The organism is Rhodohalobacter sp. (assembly GCF_041686455.1).
In the GTDB taxonomy this organism is placed as follows: domain Bacteria; phylum Bacteroidota; class Rhodothermia; order Balneolales; family Balneolaceae; genus Rhodohalobacter.
The window spans coordinates 1-22165 of the sequence record NZ_JAWLDW010000018.1; the positions used below are offsets into that span (position 1 = coordinate 1).

The window sequence follows — 22165 nt, forward strand, 5'->3', positions numbered from 1 at the left end:
AGTTCAAGCCCGCATAGTGTAGTATGTTGAAGTGTTGATTTTTTTATTGTTTAGATGTCGTGGTAGCTCAGCTGGTTAGAGCGTCGGATTCATAACCCGGAGGTCGGCGGTTCAAGTCCGCCCCACGATACATAAAGCCTAACTCAAAACATTTTGGGTTGGGCTTTTTTTTGGATTTGAAAAGCAGTTTTAGAGTTTAGTAAGAGAAGCTAGTGCTGTTGATGAGTAACCACAAAAAAAAATTAGCAGCCCTCCGATCAAAGAAGGCTGCTAAATATCATCTACAGACGGCTATTACCCCATTTGCATAAGTAACTTACTTTTATCAAGTCGATCTCGCAATAAGTAGAAGAGGGTAATTTTGTCTACGTATTTTTACGTACTTATTGCGATTAGCCAATTTCAGTTTTTTCAAGGGCATACCTAACAAGTGCTGCAGTATTTTTTATTTTTAGCTTATTCATCAAATTCGACCGGTGGGTCTCAACAGTTCTGGGACTGATGAAAAGCATTTTTGCGATTTCAGGACTGGTATGTCCCTCCACAATCAGTTTTAAAACTTCGGTTTCACGGTTTGTTAATTTATTTCCGCTTGAGGGCTTTTTAGCTTCATCAGCATACCGGTCTGCCATAATTTGAGAAATAGACTTACTGAACGACTTTTCCCCTTTGGCCACTTCATTTACAGCTATGAGGAGCTCTTTAGCTGAACAGTTTTTCATCAAATAGCCCTTTACACCAGCTTTTAAAGACTGATTCAAATGGTTTACATCCGTTGAGTAGGTTAGAATGACTACTCTTGGATTAGGCTCAATTTTTTCGAGGCGCTGCATCAAATCGTGAATGTTGGAGCCTTCCAGGTTTGATGAAATAATACATACTGCAGCGGGGTGGGCTTTGTACTCTCTGACTAGTTCTTTTGCGGATTTCACCTCTATCACATCAGAGATTGATGCTGAGTCAGACAGTATACTACTCAAACCATGCCTGTAGATGTCAAAATTTTCTGCAATCAAAACCTTGATTTTATTCATGGTCCAAAGCCAACTTGCGTTGAAAAGGACTTTGAATATACTTTATTATTTGAAAAAGTAAAGTATGTTAGATGAAAAATTATTCGTTTCTAACTAATTACAGCTAATGAAGCTCCATTACTTACTAAGTTAAATAGAGTTTCAACAACCAAATTCCGATTGTTGCTTTTGTTGTCCAAAGTGCGGTTCGAATCCAGTTCGATAGAACCAATTTGTCAACTAGTTGGTGATCAGTACTTTGTGAGAGCTTACCGTGAAGGGGAACCTGAATAGTGAAAGTAACTCCCCAAATTAACAGGACAGTTACGAAGCCGGTGATGTGATAATTTGTGTATGAGTTTGAAAAGAATGCAAGCCAAAAAGAGCTCAATAATTCTGCAAACATTACCGGAACAACAATCAAAGAGATCTTCTTTCTGTGAAAACCCATGGCTTCATCAAATTTTTCACTAGACACGTATTTAAAGAACGGATAGTGAACAAGCTGAACGATCCAGATGAGTCCGCAGAGAAAAAACGAGGCGAAAAGATTTGTTAAGAGGATATTTTCCATGAAAAACTTCTAAATGGGTATAAGCGAATGGTTACAATATTGTTTATTTTAGCAAACTTAAATAGAAAATGATTTTAAATACACTAAACAGAATTTTATGAGTTGGTTACGCACCCATACCTGCGGTGAGCTTACAATTGATGATAAGAAAAAAGAAGTGGTTTTAAACGGATGGGTATCTAAACGCCGTGATTTGGGCGGAGTGATTTTTATCGACTTGAGAGACCGATACGGTATTACACAAATCGTTTTTGATGAGACGAACAACGAACTTCACTCTCTGGCGGAGGAGTTAAGGTCTGAGTACGTAATTGGTGTGAAAGGAGTAGTGCTGAACAGGAGCAGTGAAACCATCAATCCGGAAATGAAAACCGGAGAGATTGAAGTAGAAGTAAGTGACTTGAAAGTTTATTCAAAAGCGGAGACTCCACCATTTGAAATCAAGGATGATTTAAAAACAAACGAAGAGACTCGTCTGAAGCACCGCTACCTGGATCTCAGAAGGGCAGAGCTACAGAAGAATTTGTTTCTACGTTCAAAAGTCTACCATACGATTCGGAGCTTTTATCACGATCGTGATTTTTCTGAAGTGGAGACACCGGTACTTATGAAATCCACACCGGAAGGTGCTCGCGATTATCTGGTACCAAGCCGGGTAAATCCGGGTAAGTTTTTTGCACTTCCTCAAAGTCCGCAAACGTATAAGCAACTGCTGATGGTGTCGGGATTTGACCGCTACTTCCAGATTGTGAAGTGTTTCCGGGATGAGGATTTACGTGCCGATCGTCAGCCTGAATTTACGCAGGTGGATGTGGAGATGTCTTTTGTGGATGAAGAAGAAATCTATCAAGAGCATGAAAAACTGATGGCAGAGATCTGGAAGAAGCATTTGGATGTGTATTTACAAACTCCATTTCCTCGTCTGTCCTATGAGGAAGCGATGACTACCTATGGATCCGACAAGCCGGACTTAAGATTTGATGTAAAAATTAACGATATCTCAGATGATGTTGCAGAGTCCGGGTTTAAGATTTTTAAATCAACCGTTGATAAGGGCGGACGCGTTCTCTCGATTACCGTACCGGGAGAAGGAACCATGGGGCGAGGTGCCTTGGACAGGTTGACTGATAAAGTTACATCCGAAACCGGAGCTGCTGGTATGATTTTTATGAAGCTGAACGAAGGAGAGATTACCTGCAGTGTTGGTAAATTTCTGGATGATGAAACCATGGAAAACATAGCCAATACTTCCAATGCAGAGGATGGAGATCTGGTTCTGATTCTGGCTGGTCCGTCGCCGGATGTGTATAAGCAGATGGGCGGATTACGACTTATTGTAGGAAATCAGTTTGATTTGATTGATAAAGATCGGACCAAGTTTTTGTGGGTTACAGACTTTCCATTGGTTGAGTGGTCGAAGGAAGATTTACGATACCACGCCCTGCATCATCCATTTACGTCTCCAAAAGAAGAAGATGTAGACAAACTCGAGTCTGATCCGAAATCAGTTAAGGCAAGAGCATATGACTTAGTGCTAAATGGAAATGAGATCGGTGGCGGATCAATTCGTATTCACACGCGGGAACTTCAGCAGCGTATGTTTGCGTTACTAGGCATCGATGAGCAAGAGGCCGAAGAGAAATTTGGGTTTTTATTGGATGCCTTTAAATATGGAGCACCGCCTCATGGGGGAGTTGCACTGGGACTTGACCGAATTGTGATGTTGATGTCCGGTGCAAAAAGTCTTCGGGACGTTATAGCGTTTCCTAAAAACCAGCGGGCCCAAAGCCCGATGGATAACAGCCCGAGTGAAGTGGATGAAGAGCAACTGAAAGAGCTTCATATATCATTACGAAAAACAGCTAATAACTAATTCAGAAGGATTTGAAAACAGCAGGAATTGACGGGTGTAAAGCGGGGTGGATACTTACGACTTTCGGCGAAAATCCGGAGTACCGTATAATTGAAAATAACGAAGATTTTCTGAAATCTCTTCACGAGTTCGACCGTGTATTTATTGATATGCCTATCGGACTCGAAGATGAAGAATATACTCGTGAGTGTGATAGAGAGCTGAGAAAAGTGTTGGGTGCGGAGTACGCTCCAAGCGTATTCAGTCCACCAATTCGGCCGGCTCTGCATGCTCCCTCTTACGTAGAAGCCAACATGCAGAGTTACGAGTACACTGAAAAAAAGTTAACAGTTCAGGCCTGGAATATTACACCCAAAATCAGATTGCTGGATCAGGTTCTTTCAGAACATCAAGAATTGAGAGAATCTGTGCTGGAAAGTCACCCTGAATTGATTTTTATGAATCTGAATGGTGGGATGATTTATCAGAAAAAGAACACAAAAAAAGGTCTGAGACATCGCCTTGGATTAATTGTTGATCGTGAAGAGATAGCCGATGATTTCTTTCGAGATATCAAAGAGGAGTTTCGCAGAAATCAGGTTGATGAGGATGATATTGTTGATTCCATGGCGCTGGCACTTGCTGCAAAGCGATCGGTTGAAAAGGGAATCAAAACAATTCCACAGGATCCCCCCGTTGACTCAGAAGGGCTTGTTATGGCTATTCATTACGTATAGATAAATAGCTAGAAGACATTAAAAAAACCGCAGAGAGTATATTTCTGCGGTTTTTTTATTTAAGAAGTATGTAAGGACTATTTTTTTAAAATATTTTTGTACTTAACACCCGCCTTATAGACCCTGTTTACACCGTTAAATGCGGCAATTCTGTAGGCTTCCGAATAGGTAGGATAGTTTAGTACATGTTCTATAAAGTATTTTATGGTTCCACCCTTAGCCATAATACTCTGTCCAAGATGGATAAGATCCGTCGCCTGATCACCAAAAATATGAACACCCAGCAGCTTCAGATTGTCCGTGCGGAACACTAGTTTTAGTAATCCGTCTGTTCTGTGGTTGATATCGGCATAGGTCAGATTTTTGTAATAGGCTCTGCCAACGGACACCTTAATACCAAGTTCCTCAGCCTGCTCTTCAGTCAAACCTATATATGATATTTCAGGAATTGAATAGATGCCATAAGGAATGTCTCCTGATGGTGCTTTAGAAGGAATATCAAACATACTGCAAGCGGCTAGCCTTCCCTGGACAAATGATGTAGATGCTGAAGTTGGATTTCCGGTTACATCACCGGCTGCATAGATATTTTTCACACCGGTGCGATAGTTATCATCTGTGTTTATGTAACCTTCTTTATCAAGTTTTATGTCGAGTGACTTATCAAAAAGATTTTCAGTATTCGGAGACTTATCGCCAACGTATAAAACCTGATCTGTTTCCAAGACCTGTAAGCGGTCTTCCTTCTGAGTTTTAAACATAACTTCAGTGCAGGTTCTCAATGGATTGCGTTTAACTTCCTTGATGGTTGCCATAGAATGAATCAAAATTCCTTTCTTCTTTAATACTTTTGAAACATCCTCTTTGATTTCATGGTCGAGAAATGATAGAAACTCGTCCGTATCGTTTAAAATTGTAATAGTGGTACCAAGTGAGGAGAAAATGGTGGCATATTCAAAACTTATAACGCCGGTCCCGACAATGACTAACCTTCTGGGGATATGGGTTATATTTAAAATGGAGTTGTAGTCCAGAACGTTTTTATGATCAATATCGAAATTTTTTGGTGGTTCGGGACTGCTTCCTACAGCAATTAAAATATTTTCTGTTGTGTAGGTAACCGATTGGTTCAGGCTTGTTTTTACTTTGACCGTGTGTTCATCAATTATTTGCCCCCAGCCTCTAGCGGTTTCAACCTCATTTTTAATAAGGTCGGTTTTTACTTTTTTATTTTTGCTTTCCAAAGCTACTTTTTTATAGCTAAGCAAATCATCCATTTTAAATTTTTCGTAGGGTTTTCGACCTCTTTCGTCTCCAAACTGAGAATGGAAATCCTGAATCAGATCGGCGGCCTCTCTTAGCGCTTTACTGGGAACGGTTCCTTTATTTAGCCACGAACCTCCAAGGTGATTGTCATCTGCTTCAACTATCAATGCTTTCTTGTCAAATTTGGTGCTCTGCATGGCACAGGAGAAACCGGCCGGGCCACTTCCAATAATAATTACGTCGTAGTCAAAACTCATAATAAGTATTCGATTATTTAAAACTGCAATAAGACTGAAGTTAGCTATCAAAAGCCTCCAACATCAAACAAAATACCAAATAAGATTTAAATTTTGTTGGAACGTTTTCTGTCTGTAATTTTTTGTCTGAGTATAATAGGATATAACGCCATGTGATTAAGTGCGTTAACGAAGCAGAAACCTTAAATTAAAAAGAGAATAAATTTATGTCATTCGAATTACCTGATTTACCTTACGACTACGATGCGCTTGAACCGCATATTGATGAGAAGACCATGAAAATCCATCATGGAAAACATCACCAAGGGTATACAAACAAATTGAACGCAGCTCTTGAAGGTCATGAGTTTGCGGATCTTGATATTGAAGAAGTGCTAAAACGAATTGACGAGGTTCCCGCCGATAAAAAACAGGCAGTGATCAATAGCGGAGGCGGATTTGCGAATCACAACCTGTTTTGGAAAGTAATGTCTCCTAACGGTGGCGGAAATCCTTCAGGAGATTTAGCTGAGGCTATCAATGATAAATTTGGCAGCTTTGACAAGTTTAAAGAAGAATTTTCTTCAACTGCAGCATCTCAGTTTGGATCAGGCTGGGGCTGGCTATGCGTAGACGACTCCGGTGAGCTGGTTGTCACTTCTACTGCTAATCAGGACAGTCCGTATATGGATGGTCTTACTCCAATTCTTGGAGTGGATGTTTGGGAGCACGCATACTATCTGAACTATCAGAATAGAAGACCTGACTACCTGAATGCATTTTGGAATGTGGTAAATTGGGATCAGGTTGAGAAAAACTATCAGGATGCTAAGTAAGTTTTCCTGAAATAGTTAACGAATTAAAAAGGCGTCTGTATTCAGACGCCTTTTTTTTATCAAAATTTTTTGATTTGACCTAGTAGATTACCGGTTCACTGATATAATTCCCACCTACTACCACGTATAAAGAATCAGCTTCAGTTTCAGAATTGCTGAGTACCATGGGATTTAATTCGAAGCTTTCATAAAATTGGCATCCGAAACAGGTATCGAGGGGATTGTAATCAGCAGAATCTATTTGAAAATTTACACTCCATTGCCAGTCTTCTCTCAGTTCTATTTCAAAATCTCCTTCAGACAGTTCGCTGTTTTCATTTAAAAACGAAAAGTTGACAGTCATTGTCCCCTCATTATCCGTGCTGAAACTTTCGGTTGATCCAGGTAATCTATCATCTCCGTTTCCTGTGAAGTTACTTTTAGTAATGTTCAGGCCGGATTTTGAACCTGTTGTTGTAATTGATAGTTCATCAGCTGAAAAGTTTTGAACAGTGAACAGGATCTCAGCCGGTTCTTCGTCACTGCCAAAGAGTGAGCAACCTGAAATGAAGAGTGGAAGTAATAAGATTGAGAAGATAGATCTCATGTTAACTCGCTTTTATTGAACAGATTTTTTAGATATAAAATCAAACTAAAAAAAACTCAATCTTCATCAAATTGGATGATATGCCATCGCTCCATTTGTCCCAGATTACGGGATATATCCGCGTTTGAAGTACGGCGCGGTCGCTCACGGTTACCGTATTGGCCCCTGTTACCGGCTGTAGTTGCAGAGTAATCTGAACTTTCCTGGATACGAAATTCAGGCGGTTCAATTGCAAAACCGAGCCAGACTTTATCACTGCTAAATCCGTAAATAGACGAACCATCCCGGGGAATTTTCATTTCTATCCCGATGGTGCGACTGTCTGTATTAACCGAAATTTCCATTCCATCCACTTCCAATTGTGAAGAATCGATAAAACCATATGAAGCATCACCATTGCTATTGGTTCTCTGAATAATCATTACCCGGTCAAACAACTCTTCATTCAAATTCTCTATCAACTCCTGATTTTCCGGTTTACTCATCCAATCACTATCTCGGGTAAAGGAACTAAAAGCCCCCGGAAATTCCCGAAGTAAGTTGAACGTTCCCGGCGGGAAACTTACACCAACACTTTTCCGGCTATCTTCATCATCACTGATGTAAACCGTGAAACCGGATCTTCTGACCGACATGTCTTTCATAGCACCGCGGATATCAATAAATAGATAGAGAAAATCTTCATCATAAGCCGAGTAGTAGTTTGCCTGATCTCGATCATCGAATAAGGTTTGGGTGGTATTCCAATCAGACAAGTTACCATCAACAGAGATTGAACTGTTTAATTGGGTGGGATTAAATTGATTGGTGCTTCCGCACGATACCAGGAAAAGCAGAACGAGTATAATTAAAAGGTTTTTAAAACGGAGAATCATTGTTTTTGGTTGTATGAATTAAATGAACTACAGAAGCATTAATACAATAGATAATCGCTTGCGCAGTTTAAAATATTGTAGTGAAATATCGTTATATTCAGACAAATAAAATTTAGCATTTAAAAACACATAGATATGCAATTTGGATTTGGAGTAGGTCCCGATACTTCGTGGATGCGCGAAGAACTTACGGATTTAGGTGTAGAAGAACTAAAAACGCCTGAAGATGTTGATCGCATCATGAAGGAGTACAACGATGGAACCATGCTGATGGTTATTAACTCAGTATGTGGTTGTGCAGCAGGTAATGCAAGGCCTGCAGTAAGTCTTTCTTTGGAAAAAACAGATCATAAGCCTGATCATTTGGTAACTGTGTTTGCAGGGCAGGACAAAGAAGCTACTGCAAGAGCCAGAGAGTACTTTAGCGAATATCCTCCTTCTTCACCGGCATTCGCATTTTTTGTAGACGGCGAGATAAAAGCAATGATTCCCCGTCACAGAATTGAAGGACGAACGAAGGAAGAAGTAGGCGAAGATTTGTTGATGGTTTATAATGCTTTTTCAGGCGAGGAAAACGAATAGATTGAAATCTGTCCAAAACTAAAAAACCTCATCCGATATTGATCAGATGAGGTTTTTTTATGTTTTTGAATACTGATATTGCTTAAAAATCGATACCGATCGAAAAATAGTGAATCGGGTCGCTTCCAAAACCGGATCTCTGGTATGGCCACCCAATGTCGTATCTAAAGGGAAGGCCTAACAGTATTGTACGCAATCCAAAACCCGCACCAATCAGAATGTCACCGTCCACAAAGCTTGCCGGAATATCACCTTGTTGAGGATCACCTTCTCTTAACTGACCCGTTTGAGGGTTAATAAACTCATTTCTTTTTGTGCCAACTTTCCAATCTAAACCAGATTCATTCTCGAAGTAAACGATCGGTTCACCGTTCTGATCGACAAAACGGGAATAGGGTACTTCAAATCCCCATGCTGCACCTGCATCCACAAATGCTACGGCTGTAATATTCCAGAGCGGAAGAATTGGAATGGGACCTGGAAGTACGGCCGCAAAGAGCGGGAAGCGAAATTCTGCATTGATCAGGCTGAATTTGTCACCAAATATGGTATTGAATTCGTGACCACGAAGTGGAGTTGCCGGAAGTGTGAAAAATGTATCTGCAAGACGTTCGAATGGAATTTCTGCATCCGACCATCTCTGATTAATCCAACCCAACATACCACCCATAAAGAAGGTTTGTGAATCGCGTCCGTAAGAAACTGCCCCGGCACCGCGAAGCGCAATAGAGTATCGCGAGCCCAGGTCGAAGTATTGTCTGTAATCACCTAAGAGTGTTGCAAACTGAGGTGTTGAAGAAGAAAGTGGAGGGCTGGCTGAGAGTCTGATAGAGTAACGGTTCCCGCCCCGTGGAGTAATAAATCCGGGTATGGTATAGTCTCCGGTGAAGGTAACTTGCGGATAGAGGAAGTAACTTCTTTCGTTGCTTAAATTTCTTGATCCAACACCTGATATAGAACTGAAGTCTCTTGCCAATCCGATTCCGGATACTCCATAATCAACTCTTTGGTATCGATTTAGTGGATACTGGAAATCGACTGAAGCTCCAAATGTTCTAAAACGAAGCAGTTCTCCACTGAATGTCTGAAAGTTTCGGGATTGATGAAAAAAGGATGTGAAGAAATTCGTTCGATTTTTCAGATATCCGTACTGGAAAGTGTAATCACTATTTCTGAGGTCGAATTCAAGGTTTGAGCCAAATGAAATTTCGTGATCCCCAAATAGATCCGTCAGCGTTACAAATGCAAAGGCCGATGTTCCGTAATATGTGCTGATTTGCCCGGCAGCATAGCTGAAATCAGGAGTAAAGCTCAGACGGTACTCCTTAGGTTGGAAGAGTCCTTCTTCCGTTGTATTTGCGGTAGGATCAAACTTACTGGGATCGTCTCGAAGCTCAATGGTTGTATCCTGTACGACCTCTTCACCAAACTGATAATTTCTAAAATCTATTCGGTCAGTTTGTGTTGTAGTGTCTTGATCGCTTGTGTCACGGCGCGATTCAATCATTCTGTCGTGTCCGGTAACGGGTGCATCTTGTAGCATTCTGGTTGAAACAACATTTCCCTGCGATCTTTTTTGAATCATTTCCTGTGCATAACTGATAGCAGGTACACGCTCTCCGGGAGTAGTTGATGCTCTTTCCTGGGCCCAAGTATTGGGTGTCAGCTGCCTACTCATCCGCCTATCGAATGGTGAACGAAGCATAAAAATATCAGGGAAACCTTCATTTAGTGAGTTAAAAGCAACTCTTGTACCGTCATCAGAAATAGAAATTTGCATGATACCCGATTGTAAATCAGTAATCGGATAAACTGTTCTGCTGTTTAAATCGTACTCATACATGTTAGGAATACCGTTTTGATCGGAAACAAAAAGCATGCGTTCGTCACGGGTAAGAGTGGGTTGTCTTTCTGACCATTTCGGTGTGCTTGTAAGTCTTTCAATCCGGTTGTTTCCCAAACGAATTCTGTACAGGTCGGTTTCGTAAAATGAATCATCCTGCATGATTGAGTAACCTGCTTTGGCTGCATTGGGTTGTAATACTCCACCTCTGTTGGATACAAAGTAAATGGTCTCGGAATCTGAACCCCAAGCGGGCTCAACGTCCGTAAAAACATCGTTCGTGACGGTTTGGAAATCACCGGTTTGTAAATTGTATACAAAAATATCCTGATAGGGCCCCCTGTTGCCATCGAATGCGATTTTATTTCCATCGGGAGACCATGCTACAGAATTAATACCGTCCAAACTCGGAAACCGGATGGTCTCGCTGTCTAGGGTTTCATAATCGACAATAGCTAAGTTGTAAGAGCCATCTGATTTACTGGAAAGAGTAATTTTACTGCCATCCGGTGACCAACTCAGATTTGGGTTTAAAATATTTAACTCCTCAAACATAGGGTTATCCGCACCACTCACTATTGTTTTGATGCGTTCTCCGCTACTGCCATCTACTACAATAACATCAAATACACCGCGTCGGTTTGAGATCATGGCAATGCGATCGCCGCGTGGCGAAATAGCCGGGCTCGTATTGTATGATCCTGATCGAGACCTGGTAGTGATTTGAGTAGCTACGCTGCTCAAAGATTGACGTTCGGCAACCTCGGGGAAGTATCTTTGTCTCCAATATTCCTGCCAGCGCTCGGAGAGTTCATCAATTTCGAGACCGAGAGACTGTACCAGAGAGAGTCTAATGTTTCGGGTTGATTTAATGCGCTGTAAAATTTCAGTAATTTTCGGCCTTCCGTACTGATCTTCAATATAGTACCAGAATGCCTGCCCACCCCGATAGGCAAAAAAGCCACCGAGTTGTTGAATGGGTGGGAGGTAATCATTTAAAATTGCGTCCCGAATATACATGTCGGTTTGAGTGTCCCACTTCAGGGCTAAATATTCGGCCAAACCCTCCTCGAACCAAAGTGGAAACTGGAGCTGAATATTGTTGCTGACTATGGATTGTACATTACCACCATAATATACGTCGTTGATGTAAGCATGCAGAAGTTCATGCTGTAAAGTCCGCCTGAAATCGGCATAATCACCCATAAAGGGCTGAGTCATTCTATTTTTGAATTTATCAGTTACACCACCAATTCCCTGAGCATCAACGGGTAGGCGCACCACATTTGTTTGTGAGAAATCGCTGTGAGAATCGTATATAATGACAGGGATGCGATCCGTCAGTTGATCGTCAAAATCCTGATTTAACTGTTTCAGAGAAGATTCTACAGTTTCTGCTGTAAATTGAGCCAAATGATAATTTCCGGAATCGTAGTAATAGATATCGAAATGATCGGTTTCAATGAATCGCCAATCAAACGTATCATACTGAACCCGATTTTTCCCAAAAAAGAAATATTGAGCAAAGAGCTGTTCAGTTACTGCCGTACCTAGAAATAATGTGAGCAGAAAAATCAGGAAAAATTTGTATCGAGTCTGCATATTCGCACAGTTTATTAAAAATTAATTACCACTCAGGGTAAGGTCGATCTGTCTTTTTTCAAGATCTGTTTTGACAACTTTTACGTTAATCGTATCACCGAGACGAAATTTTTTACCTTTTGACCTACCGACCAAACAGTGCAATTTTGGGTGAAACACATAAAAGTCGTCCTTTAGATCGCTAACGCGCACCATGCCTTCGCAGTATATATCATTTATTTGAACGTAAAGACCATTATCCGTTACACCGCTTATAGTACCCACAAAATCTTCGCCAAGTCTATCAGACAGAAATTCAACTTGTTTTAGTTTGACGGAATCACGCTCTGCTTCTACAGCATAACGCTCTTTCTCGCTGCAATGTTCACCAAGTTCAACCAGCTGATCGTAAGTGTATTCACTTGATCCCGCATTATAGCGTTTCAGCAGGCGATGAACAATCACATCAGGATAACGGCGTATTGGACTGGTAAAGTGTGCATAGTGTTTAAAACCAAGCCCAAAATGCCCGATATTTTTTGGGGAGTACTCGGCTTTGGCCATTGAACGCAACATTAACCCGTTAATAATATTTTCGAGTGAAGTATCCTCAACCTGTTTGAGAAGGTCATTAATCTTCTTCGAAGAAATACCACCTTTCAGGTCAAAGTGTATTCCTAGGGGTTTTGCTGTTTCCTTGATGTTATTCAGTTTTTCTAAATCTGGTTCACCGTGAACGCGGTATAGAAATGGATGGTCACTTTTGGCAGTTTTCTCACCCCGCACTTTTTTGCGCAACGAATCGGTATGAAGTGCGACTGTTTTATTGGCCATAAGCATACACTCTTCAATTAATCGATGGGCAAAAATACGTTCTTTCACTATAACATCAACGGGCTTGCCGTCATCATCCAGCACAAATTTTGGTTCAGGAGTTTCGAATTTGATGGATCCCTGTTTGAAGCGCTTATCTAATAAAATATTCGCGAGTTTCTCAAGTGTTTTGAGCTCTGTTTTAAATGGGTGTTCGGCATTTCCATCCAAAATCTTCTGTACTTCTTCGTAGACAAATCGCTGTTTGGAATGAATGACGGTCTCTTCAATGGAGTAGTCAATTAGCTTACCATTTGGAGCTATTTCCATAAAGCAGCTGTACGCAAGTTTATCTTCATGTGGCCGAAGACTGCAAACACCATTACTAAGATATTCGGGAAGCATCGGTATAACCCGATCAACGAGGTAAACGCTGGTACCTCTTTCAATAGCTTCGTCATCCAATACCGTACTTCTTGGCATGTAGTGTGAGACATCCGCAATGTGTACACCAAGGTAGTAGTTGCCGTTGTCGAGTATTTCTATGCTAAGGCCATCGTCAAAATCTTTCGCATCGGCAGGATCAATTGTCAGAACCACTTCCTTACGCATGTCCCGTCGCCGTTTAATTTCGTCTTCCGGAATTTTTTCCGGTATCTCTTCGGCGAATTTCTCTACTTCGGGTTGGAAGGAAGATTCGAACTGTTTTTCAGCCAGGATCGATAGTACGTTCGCTTCATTGCTGCCTGCAGGACCGAATGATTTTTGAATTTTTGCCTGCGGGTATCCCCGTACATCTTCCCACTGTATTAGTCGGAAGGTGACTTTATCGCCGGGTTTGGCATCATTCATGTCTTTAGGGTCCACGAAAAAATCGACCCGCGAGGATTGAGGGTCGGTTTCAATCAAAAAGGTGTTTTTAGCCACTTCCTTTAGAGTACCCACGAGAAGAGAATCAGCTCTTTCTTCAACATCTTCAATTTTGCCCATGGGCTTATTGCTCTTCTTATGATAGCCGGTAAGTTTTACTTTCACTGTATCACCGTTCAGAGCAGTACCCATAAAACGCTGAGAGATTTTAATGTCCTGATCTCTTCCTTCAACAACAACATAACCGTCACCGTGGCTGGTTACATCCAGGGTTCCGGTGTAAACGTTATCATCATCCTCAGTAGCCTCATTCAGCCGTACTAGATTTCCTTTGGTAACAAATACATGGCCAAGCTGCTTGAGCCGGTTTACGGCTTTCTTAATTTTTTCCTCTCCTTTTTTCGGTAAAGATAAAGCATCCATAAGCAATGGGATTGGAATAGATGCGTCTGGGTAGGATTTTAAAATTTCTATGATTCTTTTTTCTAAAGAACTTAATCTGTCTTTTTTACTCATTCTGCCTTATTTATTAACTAATTATTTTCTGCAATTGAATCGTCGGAATCATCTTCTGAACTTTCCGATTCCTCATCCCTTTTATTTAAACCGAATAAACCTCTGAAAGCGTTCGATATACGCTGTTTGAATTGTTGCCAGGTATTAAACTGTACCTGGGCTTCGAGTCCGACGCCATTCATTTCCTGTGTTTGACGCGTCTCTACACTACTTGTGTAACTTAGTGTAGGATCCTGCCTGTGAAAAGCCGTAAGGGAAAAGGTACGATTTATTCTGTACGTAGCACCTAAATCTCCGATATCGCTCTGTTCACCGGTTATTTGTCCTTCACGTCGTAAAATCACACGATCGTCGAACAAACGCAAAGCTACTCCTAAATCTACTTCATTAAAAGCGGTGAGGTTTAAATCTATATCGAAAGTAATGTCACTTCTGAGGAGGGAATTTATCTGATTTGACAGAAGTGGATTAATAACCTGACTCGAAAGCAGTGGATTAACAACAGCCGCTGTTCCGGAAAAACCTTCACCCAGGCTCAGGCCCTGTGCCTGACTCGATGGAATAAAGTTACCGCTTAAAAGTATACTGGTTGCCTGTATTAATTTTTCCTCTTCATTCTGATTCAGATTATTGATCTGAGTTGCCAGCGTAGGGTCTATAGTTCCTTCTATACCGGTTGGAGCTCTGAAGAAAAATTCATTCTGAACCTGGGTAATGGTTCCGCCAATCTGCAGAACCAATTCAATTGGGATTCGTTGACCACTTTCCGGGGTGGCTGAAGCTGCATTGGATGACAGGAGCGTAGAGATAACAGGCCGCGCACGGTAAATTGCTGTTACGTCCAGGCCGGCGTCTATTAAGTCACCCTGCCAACTAATCGAACCGCCTTCTTCCAGGGTAAACCTTCGGGTAAATATATCTCCACTAACAAATTGATAATCTCCTCCCTGGATATTGAACCGGCCAAACATGCTAACGTCTTGATCTTCGAGCAGAATCCGAACCTGTCCGGTACCATTTGCATTTAGAATTTCGTTAGTAACAGGGTCAAAAATCAACTGAACGTTGATTGGATTGTTAGTGGTAAACTGCATATCCATGGTGAAGAGCTCTATGAACGTCAATTCTTCGGGTGAAGAGCCGTTTTCGGCATCTTCTTCTGCCTGCCTCCGTAACCTCTCTTCCAGTATGGATAGGTCAAATGTGTCTACAAACTGGATAAATCGTCTGTCCTGTTCAAATTCTGTCTCTTCCTGAAGTGGAACGGATATTCTGGAATCGGGCGAGATTGAAACTGCACCGTTTGTTCTTAGAAAAGGATTGGTATTTGATCCGGTGATCTGAGCCTGGCCCGTGCCATACATACTTCCATAAAATGGTACATCGGGGTCGTAGGAGTTATTCATGAACTGCAGATTGTTCAGATCTATCGTTAAGTCCATGGTGGTACCGGGTTGAAAATCGTTGAGGTCAACTATACCGGTTAACCTTCCTGTTCCACCGCGGTGGTCGGTTAATCGAACTTCAGTGAAGTTTAAACCGTCACTCTTGTTGAAATTCATTTCTCCACCAAGCTGATACTCGACATTTGTAAAGAAGGGTGTACCTACCGCTTCATCTACAGTAAAATCTGAATTAAAGTCGAAATCCGTTCGGTTACCAGATATATATCCTGTACCCTCACCTCGTCCCTGCATAGACTCAATAATATTGGGTACAATGAACTCAACTATCCAGAGATCGATTTCACGTAAATCGGCATCAAAATAGAATAGATCATCTTCGGTGCTGGTTTGTTCATCCGGAATTTTAATATATCCGTTTAGTCTGAGATCCTGGCCAATACCATCATTCGACTCAATATAACCGGAGTATTTTTCCGGGTCTGTGAAAACGCGAACGTTCGTGTCGAATCTGTTTTCTTCGGAATTATAATCACTGTTTAAATCTACATCTCCGATTAACCTGCCATTAATTCTTCCTTCTTCAACATTGACATTACCCTGAATGCTGGGTATCTGTGTTAAAGAGCGAGTGATAAACTCACCGTTCAGGATTCCTGAAAAAGAGACTCGTCCACCTATCAGATCAGAAATTCTAGACAGGTCAAAATTATCAATCCGAGTGTCAACGGAATCTTCGAAAGCATCGCTGAATGTACCGTCTATCTCAATCAAATCCTGGTCGCTTGTTAGGCGCACGTCCTTTAGTGTAAGTTTATTGTCATCTGTGTAGATAAACTGAGAGTTTCCATCAGAACGCCAGTTATATTGGGGTGTTCCAATAAGGAGGTCATTTACGGTAACTTCAAATTGACCCGGGCTCAATGCACCGTTTAAGGTTGACTGCAGTTCAATATTATCGTCCCGCACAAATTGTTGCTGTAGCTGAAGTGAATCATTCCTCATCGAAAAATTGAGATAACTATCTAAAAAGGTCATTTCGTTAACAGTAATCCCGCCACTGTTAATTTGAACATCCAGATTCCCAAAATCACGAATCGATTCACCATAATTAAACTCAGCAGAGAGGGACGTATTTAAATTTCTGGCCATAACATCACCCGACTGAAAATTCTCCTCAAAAAGTGTTCCCGACATGAGCAGCGAACTGTCGGAAGCATTTACGGATGCAGTAAGCCTGGCCCGACTTTGTATTTCAGGAAGATCTGGCAGGTAGTGTCTCAAAAGGTTCAGGTCTTTCACAGATAGTTGAAGAGAAAGATCCAGCTCCGGATACTCAAAAGATTCTTTATCAAACTCTAAATCAGCCAATACAAAATCCTGGTCGAAAAGTACTTCTCTTCTGATTCGCTCCTGAAGATAGTTGCTCCAGTATGCTGCAAAACCCTGAATGGTAGTAGGCGCGATCGTCCCCTCAATTTCTCCGTCAAAAAAAGAACTGGTAAATCGTAAAACCCTGGGCTGTTGGTTTGGTGGACTGAGATCGGCGTATAATTGATGTGAACGCAGTGTGTCAGCCCCATAGATAAAACGGTCTACTTCTACGCTGATTTGTCCGTGTGCTGTGTCGATGTTGTCTCCCCTGATTGAACCGGAAAATGTTGCGTTAAAATCCGTTTCATCAGTTTGGAAGTAATCGGTGTATGTGGCAAAATTAAAACTTTCGACAGAACCTTCTACACTAAATTCCGGATACTCGCCACTTTCCAGGTAACGGCCATCGGCTTGAAGCGATCCAAACTCATCTCCGAGTTGAACTGAATAATTGAGTTGTTCATTAGAATAATCTGCTTCACCAATAATTTGCTGAAAATCAAAATCGCGAATGGTACTCCCGGAAAAATCAACGGAGGCATTAAGATCAGCATTTTTATCGAAACCTGAACCTGCGAGAGCAACTTGTCCGTTTAGTCGGGTTGTCAAAAGAGAGTCTTTCAGAATTGGTGAGATATTTAATGAATCAAGTTCAGCCAGTAATTCATACCCCGACTCTTCTGTGTGATTCATAAAAAAATCAAATATCAGCGATCCGGCTTCTGTTTCGATATTTAGGTCGCCGCCGGTTTCTTGCAAATTGCCAGATAAATCACCCCTAATAATTGCGTTCTGGTAGAGCTCGGTGTCAAACTGATTTAAATAGTTGTCAGAAATCCATTGGAACTGTTCGGGCTGCAGGACGATATTTTCAACCTGAGCGTCGTAGTTGATTTCGTCGGAGAACATATTCTCGACTGTGGCTGTAGCAATCACGGCAGACTCACCTAAAAGAGCCTGAAAACGGTCTATGAAAAAGTTTTGCGCCGTTCCTTCCGCTTGAGTTTCAAAACTTAAGTCCTCGTCAAGGTTCGGAAATTGAGGTAGAAAGAGCCTTACAAAAGTGTTGGTGAAATTTGCAGTATTAATAGTAGTACGGTATTCCGCATCCAAAAACTGTTCTTTTAAAGAGCTATTTTGCCTGAACAGAGACACGGGTTGTGCTTCAAAACTAAGATCAAGTTCATTTTCTGCGGTGCTTATGTTCAATCCATTCACTTCAAAGAAGCGTTCATCATTGTAAAACTGTCCTTCTATTCTTACAAACTCATAGGGAGTATCAGGTAGTTTGGCACTAAAATTTGAGATATCAGCGAAAAGTTGGGAATCTGTAATTTCAAGAAGAAGCTCTGCACTAAGCTGCGATACATTCAGTGGATCTGGTAAATGAAGGTTATCGGGAAGTTTAACATCAGAAGTAGTTAGTATAGAGCCATTTACAATAGACAAGCGAGGAGCATAAAGATTGATTTCATCAAAAATTCTGATATCATCGTCCAAGTTAGAGTCTTCACTTGGTAGAGCAGATATATCTTCTGAAGACCGTTGAACGAATATTTGTGCTATGTTCAAACCTTCTTCGTTTCGGGAAATCTGTATTGCCGGTTCCAGAATTTCAAAAGAATCTATCGTCAGATTTTTCTGAAGCAGATCCCACCAGTCAATAACCACTTTCGCATTTTCGAACGAAATTACCGGATGCGAAAGATCGCCGCCGGTATATAATTGACCGCGCGTAAAGTTGATTTGAAACGGCAAAAATCCCTCTATCGAGTTGATGGAAAGAGATCCCTCAAACTGTTCCTTAAAAGTGCTTTCAATTTGAGTTTTTAAATAATCTTTAGACTGCGGCAGTTGTACTACGCCTATTACAATTATCAGTAAAGAGAGAGCAACCCCAACTGTTACGGAAACAGAGATTAATAAAAATCTCCAGATGTTATATATCCATCGGTAAATCAAAGAAGTAATGAGGGTTTAAAAAGTAAAAATTCAGATTTCTTGTAGAGCTGTTTGCCAGGCTTGATGAATAAGCGTGTCTGTCGCCACTTCTTTTAGAATGGGTGATTGCCACTCTTTGAGCAGAACGAACCGTATGTGTTGATTGGTACGTTTTTTGTCGAATTTCATGTGATTCATCAAATCATCTAAAGATAACTGATCTTTAGATACTCTGTAACTGTATAATGATCGATAGTTTAGAAGTTTATCGGGTTTTAAATTGGCTCCAAAGTGGTTGGAAAGATCGATAGCTGCTAACATACCCAGATAAACAGCCTCTCCATGGCTGATGGATTGATAGCCGCAAGCTTTTTCAAGAGCATGAGCAAACGTGTGTCCGAAGTTTAAATAGGCTCGAATATTCCCTTCAAATTCATCTTTTTTCACAATATCCGCTTTAATTTGAATACAGTCCGCAATAAGGTCTGTAAGTTTTTCACGGGAAATTTTGGATATTTCATCTTCCAGAAAAAACGTAGCTCTATCAAAAATATCAGCTCTTTCAATGGCTCCGTATTTTAAAATTTCACTGAGTCCGTTTGCCCATTCATTTCGCGGCAGTGAATTTAAAAAAGCGATTTCGGCAACTACTTTTTGAGGTTGATAAAAGGCTCCGATCAAATTTTTTCCGGTTGAATGATTGACTCCGGTTTTACCTCCGATTGAACTGTCTACCATTGCCAAAACAGTGGTTGGAATATGAATGAGCGGAACTCCGCGAAGGGCAGAGGCAGCAGCAAAGCCGCCAACGTCTCCGGTAACCCCGCCACCCATTACAAAAACGGGTGTATTGCGGCGGACACCGTTTTCCAGAAGGAATTCTACACAGGTTTTCCAGAAGGAGATCGATTTACTTTTTTCTCCCTCGGGAACAGACATCATGAATAATTTTTTCCCCGCAGCTTCAAAAGCGTGATCAATAATATTTGAGTGATATTTTTCAACATTCTCATCAACCAGTAAAAAATTAATATCCCCTTCAAAAGAGTCAGAAATTTCCTTGATCTGTTCTTCAAAAATCCCTTCTCCGACGATAGCCCGGTAAGACTGTTGAGAAGTTTTAACCTGTATACCTTTGCTCATAAAATTTTAATTTTTGAATCAGTTCTTCCAAAATAGTGTCTACATCCTTGTCGCCGCACTCTACGCTGAAGTGGGCCTGCTCATAGAAATTCAAGCGATCATTAAGTAATGTCGTAATTTTCAATTTTAAACTCTCTTTACTCAAGCTTGAAATCATAGGCCGATTTGAACTTTCTTTTAGTCGATTGTAAAGAGTACTGGGTTTGCAATCCAAAAAAACGAGCCAGCCGTTCAGCTTAATGTGGTCTGTAATCGGTTGGTTTTGCAGTGTTCCACCTCCGAGGGCAATAATTCCTTCTGCTGTTTGAGCAAACTGAATAATCAGATCCTTTTCAATTTGTCTGAACCTATCTTCCCCCTCATTTTCAAATATTTCCGGAATACTCTTACCGCTTTTTTTCACAATTAGATTATCCAGATCATGAAAGGGTACAGAGAGTTTCTGCGCAAGGTTTTTTCCAATTGTAGACTTACCGGATCCCATCATCCCGCACAAGAAAAGAGGTTGCGTCAGCAGATTGTCAATCATTTAAAATCTTTTTGTGGTGTTACCATTTCAACTTCCTCACGCTGTACTCTTACTGCGCCTGTAGCCGCACCTTTCGGCTTTGTAACGTACTTTCGTTTTGTAACAATTACCGGCGCCAGTTTGCTCCCTTTAGCTTTAGAATGCCAGGCCGCTACTGAAGCTGCCTTTAAAATTACATGTTTTGGAGGCATCTCTTTTAGATTATTCATTCGAATAACCACATGCGAACCGGAAACACCACGCGCGTGAAGCCAAACATCTTCCTTATGTGCATCGGTGGTGAGACGGTCGTTACTTTTTGCATTTTTCCCGATCCAAACTTCATAACCGTCAATTGAAGTTCTCTTATAGGGAAGCGAAGTAACCTGTTTAGCCTTTGACAGTACGCCGAGTCGCTTTAACTCTTCTTCATTCTCTTTATACCAGTCATCAAACTCGTAAATTTTTTCAATCTCATTAAATGATCGAATGATTGATTTCAAGCTTTTCGTCTCTTTTTTAAGTTTTTTGAGCCTGTTTTTTGATTCCTCCACACTTCTAACTGCTTTTGCTGACTTATCATAGTAGCGCTGGGCATTCTCTGCAATACTGAGATTTGGCTTAAGAGGAATCTCAACGGGCTCATTGTCATCATAAAAGTTTTGTACCGTGATAGACTCCGTTCCCTGATCAATTTTTTCGTGAGCATGAGACATCAAAAGGTGCCCGTATTCTTCATACTTCTCGGCTCGTTCCAAACCTTTTTCGGCATTTTCCAACTGCTCAATGGTTGCTTCATTCCGTTTTAAGGTTTCTTCAAGCTTTGGTTTAAAAGTTTGAATACGAGATGAAAGTCTACGCTCCCGGGATGTCCTATAGTAGGCAAACCGAATGGCGTCGTTTACGTTGTCAAACGTTTCCATATTTTCAAGCGGCAATAAATCGTCGGGGATCAGGCAAAGATTGCCATCCTGTAAAACCCTGAACTCTGCTCGATTAAGCATGGCATCAACTAACAGGTCCGCAGTATTTTTGGCAGCCTCCATCGATTTGTTCTCTAAATCGTAATGCTCAATAATGGGTTGTACCAAGTGTCGTGGAAATGCCGGATAAAAATGGAGGATCGTCCGTTTAGCCGAGAGTTCCTTATCCGGAAAGGATTTCTCTTTTGGCGGGCGGGGAGTCGGTTCAGGTTTACCCAGCAGTTCATCACTTCCCTTAAAAGATTCAGTAACGGTACCATCCTCAACTAAAAATACGTTCGGCTTATTACCAAAAACCTGAAATACCAGTTTTGCTTCACCATCAAATCTTAAAGTAAGGATCCGGTCTTGATCGGCTAACTCAATTGTTAAAATTTTCTGATCTTTTATTCGATCAAAAAATTCAGTGACATTTGATTTTTTTGCACCGCGGAATTTATCAGCAAAAATAGCCGTCTCAGAAGGGTTTGAGCTAAAAATGAGTCGGTCTGTGCTGTCATCCGAGCTGAAGTATCCCTCCCAAACATCCTTGTGTGGGGAGTAACTAAATTCAAATTTACGTCTTGTAAATTTGGGATTTAACTCCTTTGATAGATATATTAAAGCGTAAAAGTTATTCATTCGAGCGAGAGA

The 22165-nt window shown here is 41.1% G+C and carries 15 protein-coding genes and 1 tRNA gene; 5 read left to right on the forward strand and 11 right to left on the reverse strand.

Annotated features, from left to right (window positions below; genetic code table 11):
* Window positions 1-56: 56 nt before the first annotated feature.
* Window positions 57-130 (forward strand) — tRNA-Met (locus ACESM0_RS04015).
* Window positions 131-392: 262 nt separating this feature from the next.
* On the opposite strand, the gene ACESM0_RS04020 is transcribed toward ACESM0_RS04015, so the two are convergent.
* Together ACESM0_RS04020 and ACESM0_RS04025 are read right to left on the reverse strand one after the other, a co-directional pair.
* The gene (locus tag ACESM0_RS04020; RefSeq protein ID WP_372903886.1) at window positions 393-1034 is read right to left on the reverse strand and encodes a response regulator transcription factor; all 642 of its coding nucleotides are present in this window, start codon (window positions 1032-1034) and stop codon (window positions 393-395) included.
* Window positions 1035-1158: 124 nt separating this feature from the next.
* A complete protein-coding gene (locus ACESM0_RS04025) occupies window positions 1159-1587 on the reverse strand; it encodes a hypothetical protein (RefSeq protein WP_372903888.1) in 429 nt (142 codons plus the stop codon).
* Window positions 1588-1684: 97 nt separating this feature from the next.
* Between ACESM0_RS04025 and aspS the strand changes: the two genes are divergently transcribed.
* Both aspS and ACESM0_RS04035 read left to right on the forward strand, forming a co-directional pair.
* Entirely contained in the window at window positions 1685-3460 is a 1776-nt protein-coding gene (aspS, locus tag ACESM0_RS04030) for an aspartate--tRNA ligase (RefSeq protein ID WP_372903890.1), read from the forward strand.
* Between the two features lie 11 nt (window positions 3461-3471).
* Entirely contained in the window at window positions 3472-4176 is a 705-nt protein-coding gene (locus ACESM0_RS04035) for a DUF429 domain-containing protein (protein WP_372903892.1), read from the forward strand.
* A 77-nt stretch (window positions 4177-4253) separates the two neighbouring features.
* Here the strand turns inward: ACESM0_RS04035 and sthA are convergent, their stop codons facing one another.
* Window positions 4254-5699, reverse strand: coding sequence for a Si-specific NAD(P)(+) transhydrogenase (sthA, locus tag ACESM0_RS04040; RefSeq protein WP_372903894.1), 1446 nt, complete (start codon window positions 5697-5699; stop codon window positions 4254-4256).
* 206 nt (window positions 5700-5905) lie between these two features.
* Between sthA and ACESM0_RS04045 the strand changes: the two genes are divergently transcribed.
* A complete protein-coding gene (locus tag ACESM0_RS04045) occupies window positions 5906-6514 on the forward strand; it encodes a superoxide dismutase (RefSeq protein ID WP_372903896.1) in 609 nt (202 codons plus the stop codon).
* 79 nt (window positions 6515-6593) lie between these two features.
* Here ACESM0_RS04045 and ACESM0_RS04050 read toward each other — a convergent pair whose 3' ends face one another.
* The gene (locus ACESM0_RS04050) at window positions 6594-7100 is read right to left on the reverse strand and encodes a hypothetical protein (RefSeq protein ID WP_372903898.1); all 507 of its coding nucleotides are present in this window, start codon (window positions 7098-7100) and stop codon (window positions 6594-6596) included.
* Window positions 7101-7156: 56 nt separating this feature from the next.
* The gene (locus ACESM0_RS04055; RefSeq protein ID WP_372903900.1) at window positions 7157-7975 is read right to left on the reverse strand and encodes a hypothetical protein; all 819 of its coding nucleotides are present in this window, start codon (window positions 7973-7975) and stop codon (window positions 7157-7159) included.
* A gap of 135 nt (window positions 7976-8110) precedes the next feature.
* On the opposite strand from ACESM0_RS04055, the gene ACESM0_RS04060 reads away from it, so the two are divergent.
* A complete protein-coding gene (locus tag ACESM0_RS04060; protein ID WP_372903902.1) occupies window positions 8111-8557 on the forward strand; it encodes a BrxA/BrxB family bacilliredoxin in 447 nt (148 codons plus the stop codon).
* An 82-nt stretch (window positions 8558-8639) separates the two neighbouring features.
* Here ACESM0_RS04060 and ACESM0_RS04065 read toward each other — a convergent pair whose 3' ends face one another.
* The 6 genes from ACESM0_RS04065 to ACESM0_RS04090 are packed head-to-tail and all read right to left on the reverse strand — an operon-like array spanning window position 8640 to window position 22153.
* The gene (locus ACESM0_RS04065) at window positions 8640-12002 is read right to left on the reverse strand and encodes a hypothetical protein (protein ID WP_372903904.1); all 3363 of its coding nucleotides are present in this window, start codon (window positions 12000-12002) and stop codon (window positions 8640-8642) included.
* Window positions 12003-12023: 21 nt separating this feature from the next.
* Complete coding sequence (rnr, locus tag ACESM0_RS04070; RefSeq protein ID WP_372903906.1) at window positions 12024-14180, reverse strand: ribonuclease R; 2157 nt, start codon at window positions 14178-14180, stop codon at window positions 12024-12026.
* 17 nt (window positions 14181-14197) lie between these two features.
* On the reverse strand, window positions 14198-18919 hold the full coding sequence (locus ACESM0_RS04075) for a hypothetical protein (protein ID WP_372903908.1): 4722 nt from the start codon (window positions 18917-18919) through the stop codon (window positions 14198-14200).
* 30 nt (window positions 18920-18949) lie between these two features.
* Window positions 18950-20041, reverse strand: a complete 1092-nt coding sequence (gene aroB, locus ACESM0_RS04080; protein ID WP_372903910.1) for a 3-dehydroquinate synthase — start codon at window positions 20039-20041, stop codon at window positions 18950-18952.
* A complete protein-coding gene (locus ACESM0_RS04085) occupies window positions 20019-20570 on the reverse strand; it encodes a shikimate kinase (RefSeq protein ID WP_372903912.1) in 552 nt (183 codons plus the stop codon). The genes aroB and ACESM0_RS04085 overlap by 23 nt, the downstream gene beginning before the upstream one ends.
* Window positions 20567-22153, reverse strand: a complete 1587-nt coding sequence (locus tag ACESM0_RS04090) for an NFACT RNA binding domain-containing protein (RefSeq protein ID WP_372903914.1) — start codon at window positions 22151-22153, stop codon at window positions 20567-20569. Before ACESM0_RS04090 ends, ACESM0_RS04085 begins: the two co-directional genes overlap by 4 nt.
* Window positions 22154-22165 lie beyond the last annotated feature (12 nt).

Bases quoted from the DNA above. Each gene is read 5' to 3' on its own strand.
- ACESM0_RS04020 (WP_372903886.1), bottom strand. From the start codon at position 1,034: ATGAATAAAATCAAGGTTTTGATTGCAGAAAATTTTGACATCTACAGG.
- ACESM0_RS04025 (WP_372903888.1), bottom strand. From the start codon at position 1,587: ATGGAAAATATCCTCTTAACAAATCTTTTCGCCTCGTTTTTTCTCTGC.
- aspS (WP_372903890.1), top strand. From the start codon at position 1,685: ATGAGTTGGTTACGCACCCATACCTGCGGTGAGCTTACAATTGATGAT.
- sthA (WP_372903894.1), bottom strand. From the start codon at position 5,699: ATGAGTTTTGACTACGACGTAATTATTATTGGAAGTGGCCCGGCCGGT.
- ACESM0_RS04045 (WP_372903896.1), top strand. From the start codon at position 5,906: ATGTCATTCGAATTACCTGATTTACCTTACGACTACGATGCGCTTGAA.
- ACESM0_RS04050 (WP_372903898.1), bottom strand. From the start codon at position 7,100: ATGAGATCTATCTTCTCAATCTTATTACTTCCACTCTTCATTTCAGGT.
- ACESM0_RS04055 (WP_372903900.1), bottom strand. From the start codon at position 7,975: ATGATTCTCCGTTTTAAAAACCTTTTAATTATACTCGTTCTGCTTTTC.
- ACESM0_RS04060 (WP_372903902.1), top strand. From the start codon at position 8,111: ATGCAATTTGGATTTGGAGTAGGTCCCGATACTTCGTGGATGCGCGAA.
- ACESM0_RS04065 (WP_372903904.1), bottom strand. From the start codon at position 12,002: ATGCAGACTCGATACAAATTTTTCCTGATTTTTCTGCTCACATTATTT.
- rnr (WP_372903906.1), bottom strand. From the start codon at position 14,180: ATGAGTAAAAAAGACAGATTAAGTTCTTTAGAAAAAAGAATCATAGAA.
- aroB (WP_372903910.1), bottom strand. From the start codon at position 20,041: ATGAGCAAAGGTATACAGGTTAAAACTTCTCAACAGTCTTACCGGGCT.
- ACESM0_RS04085 (WP_372903912.1), bottom strand. From the start codon at position 20,570: ATGATTGACAATCTGCTGACGCAACCTCTTTTCTTGTGCGGGATGATG.
- ACESM0_RS04090 (WP_372903914.1), bottom strand. From the start codon at position 22,153: ATGAATAACTTTTACGCTTTAATATATCTATCAAAGGAGTTAAATCCC.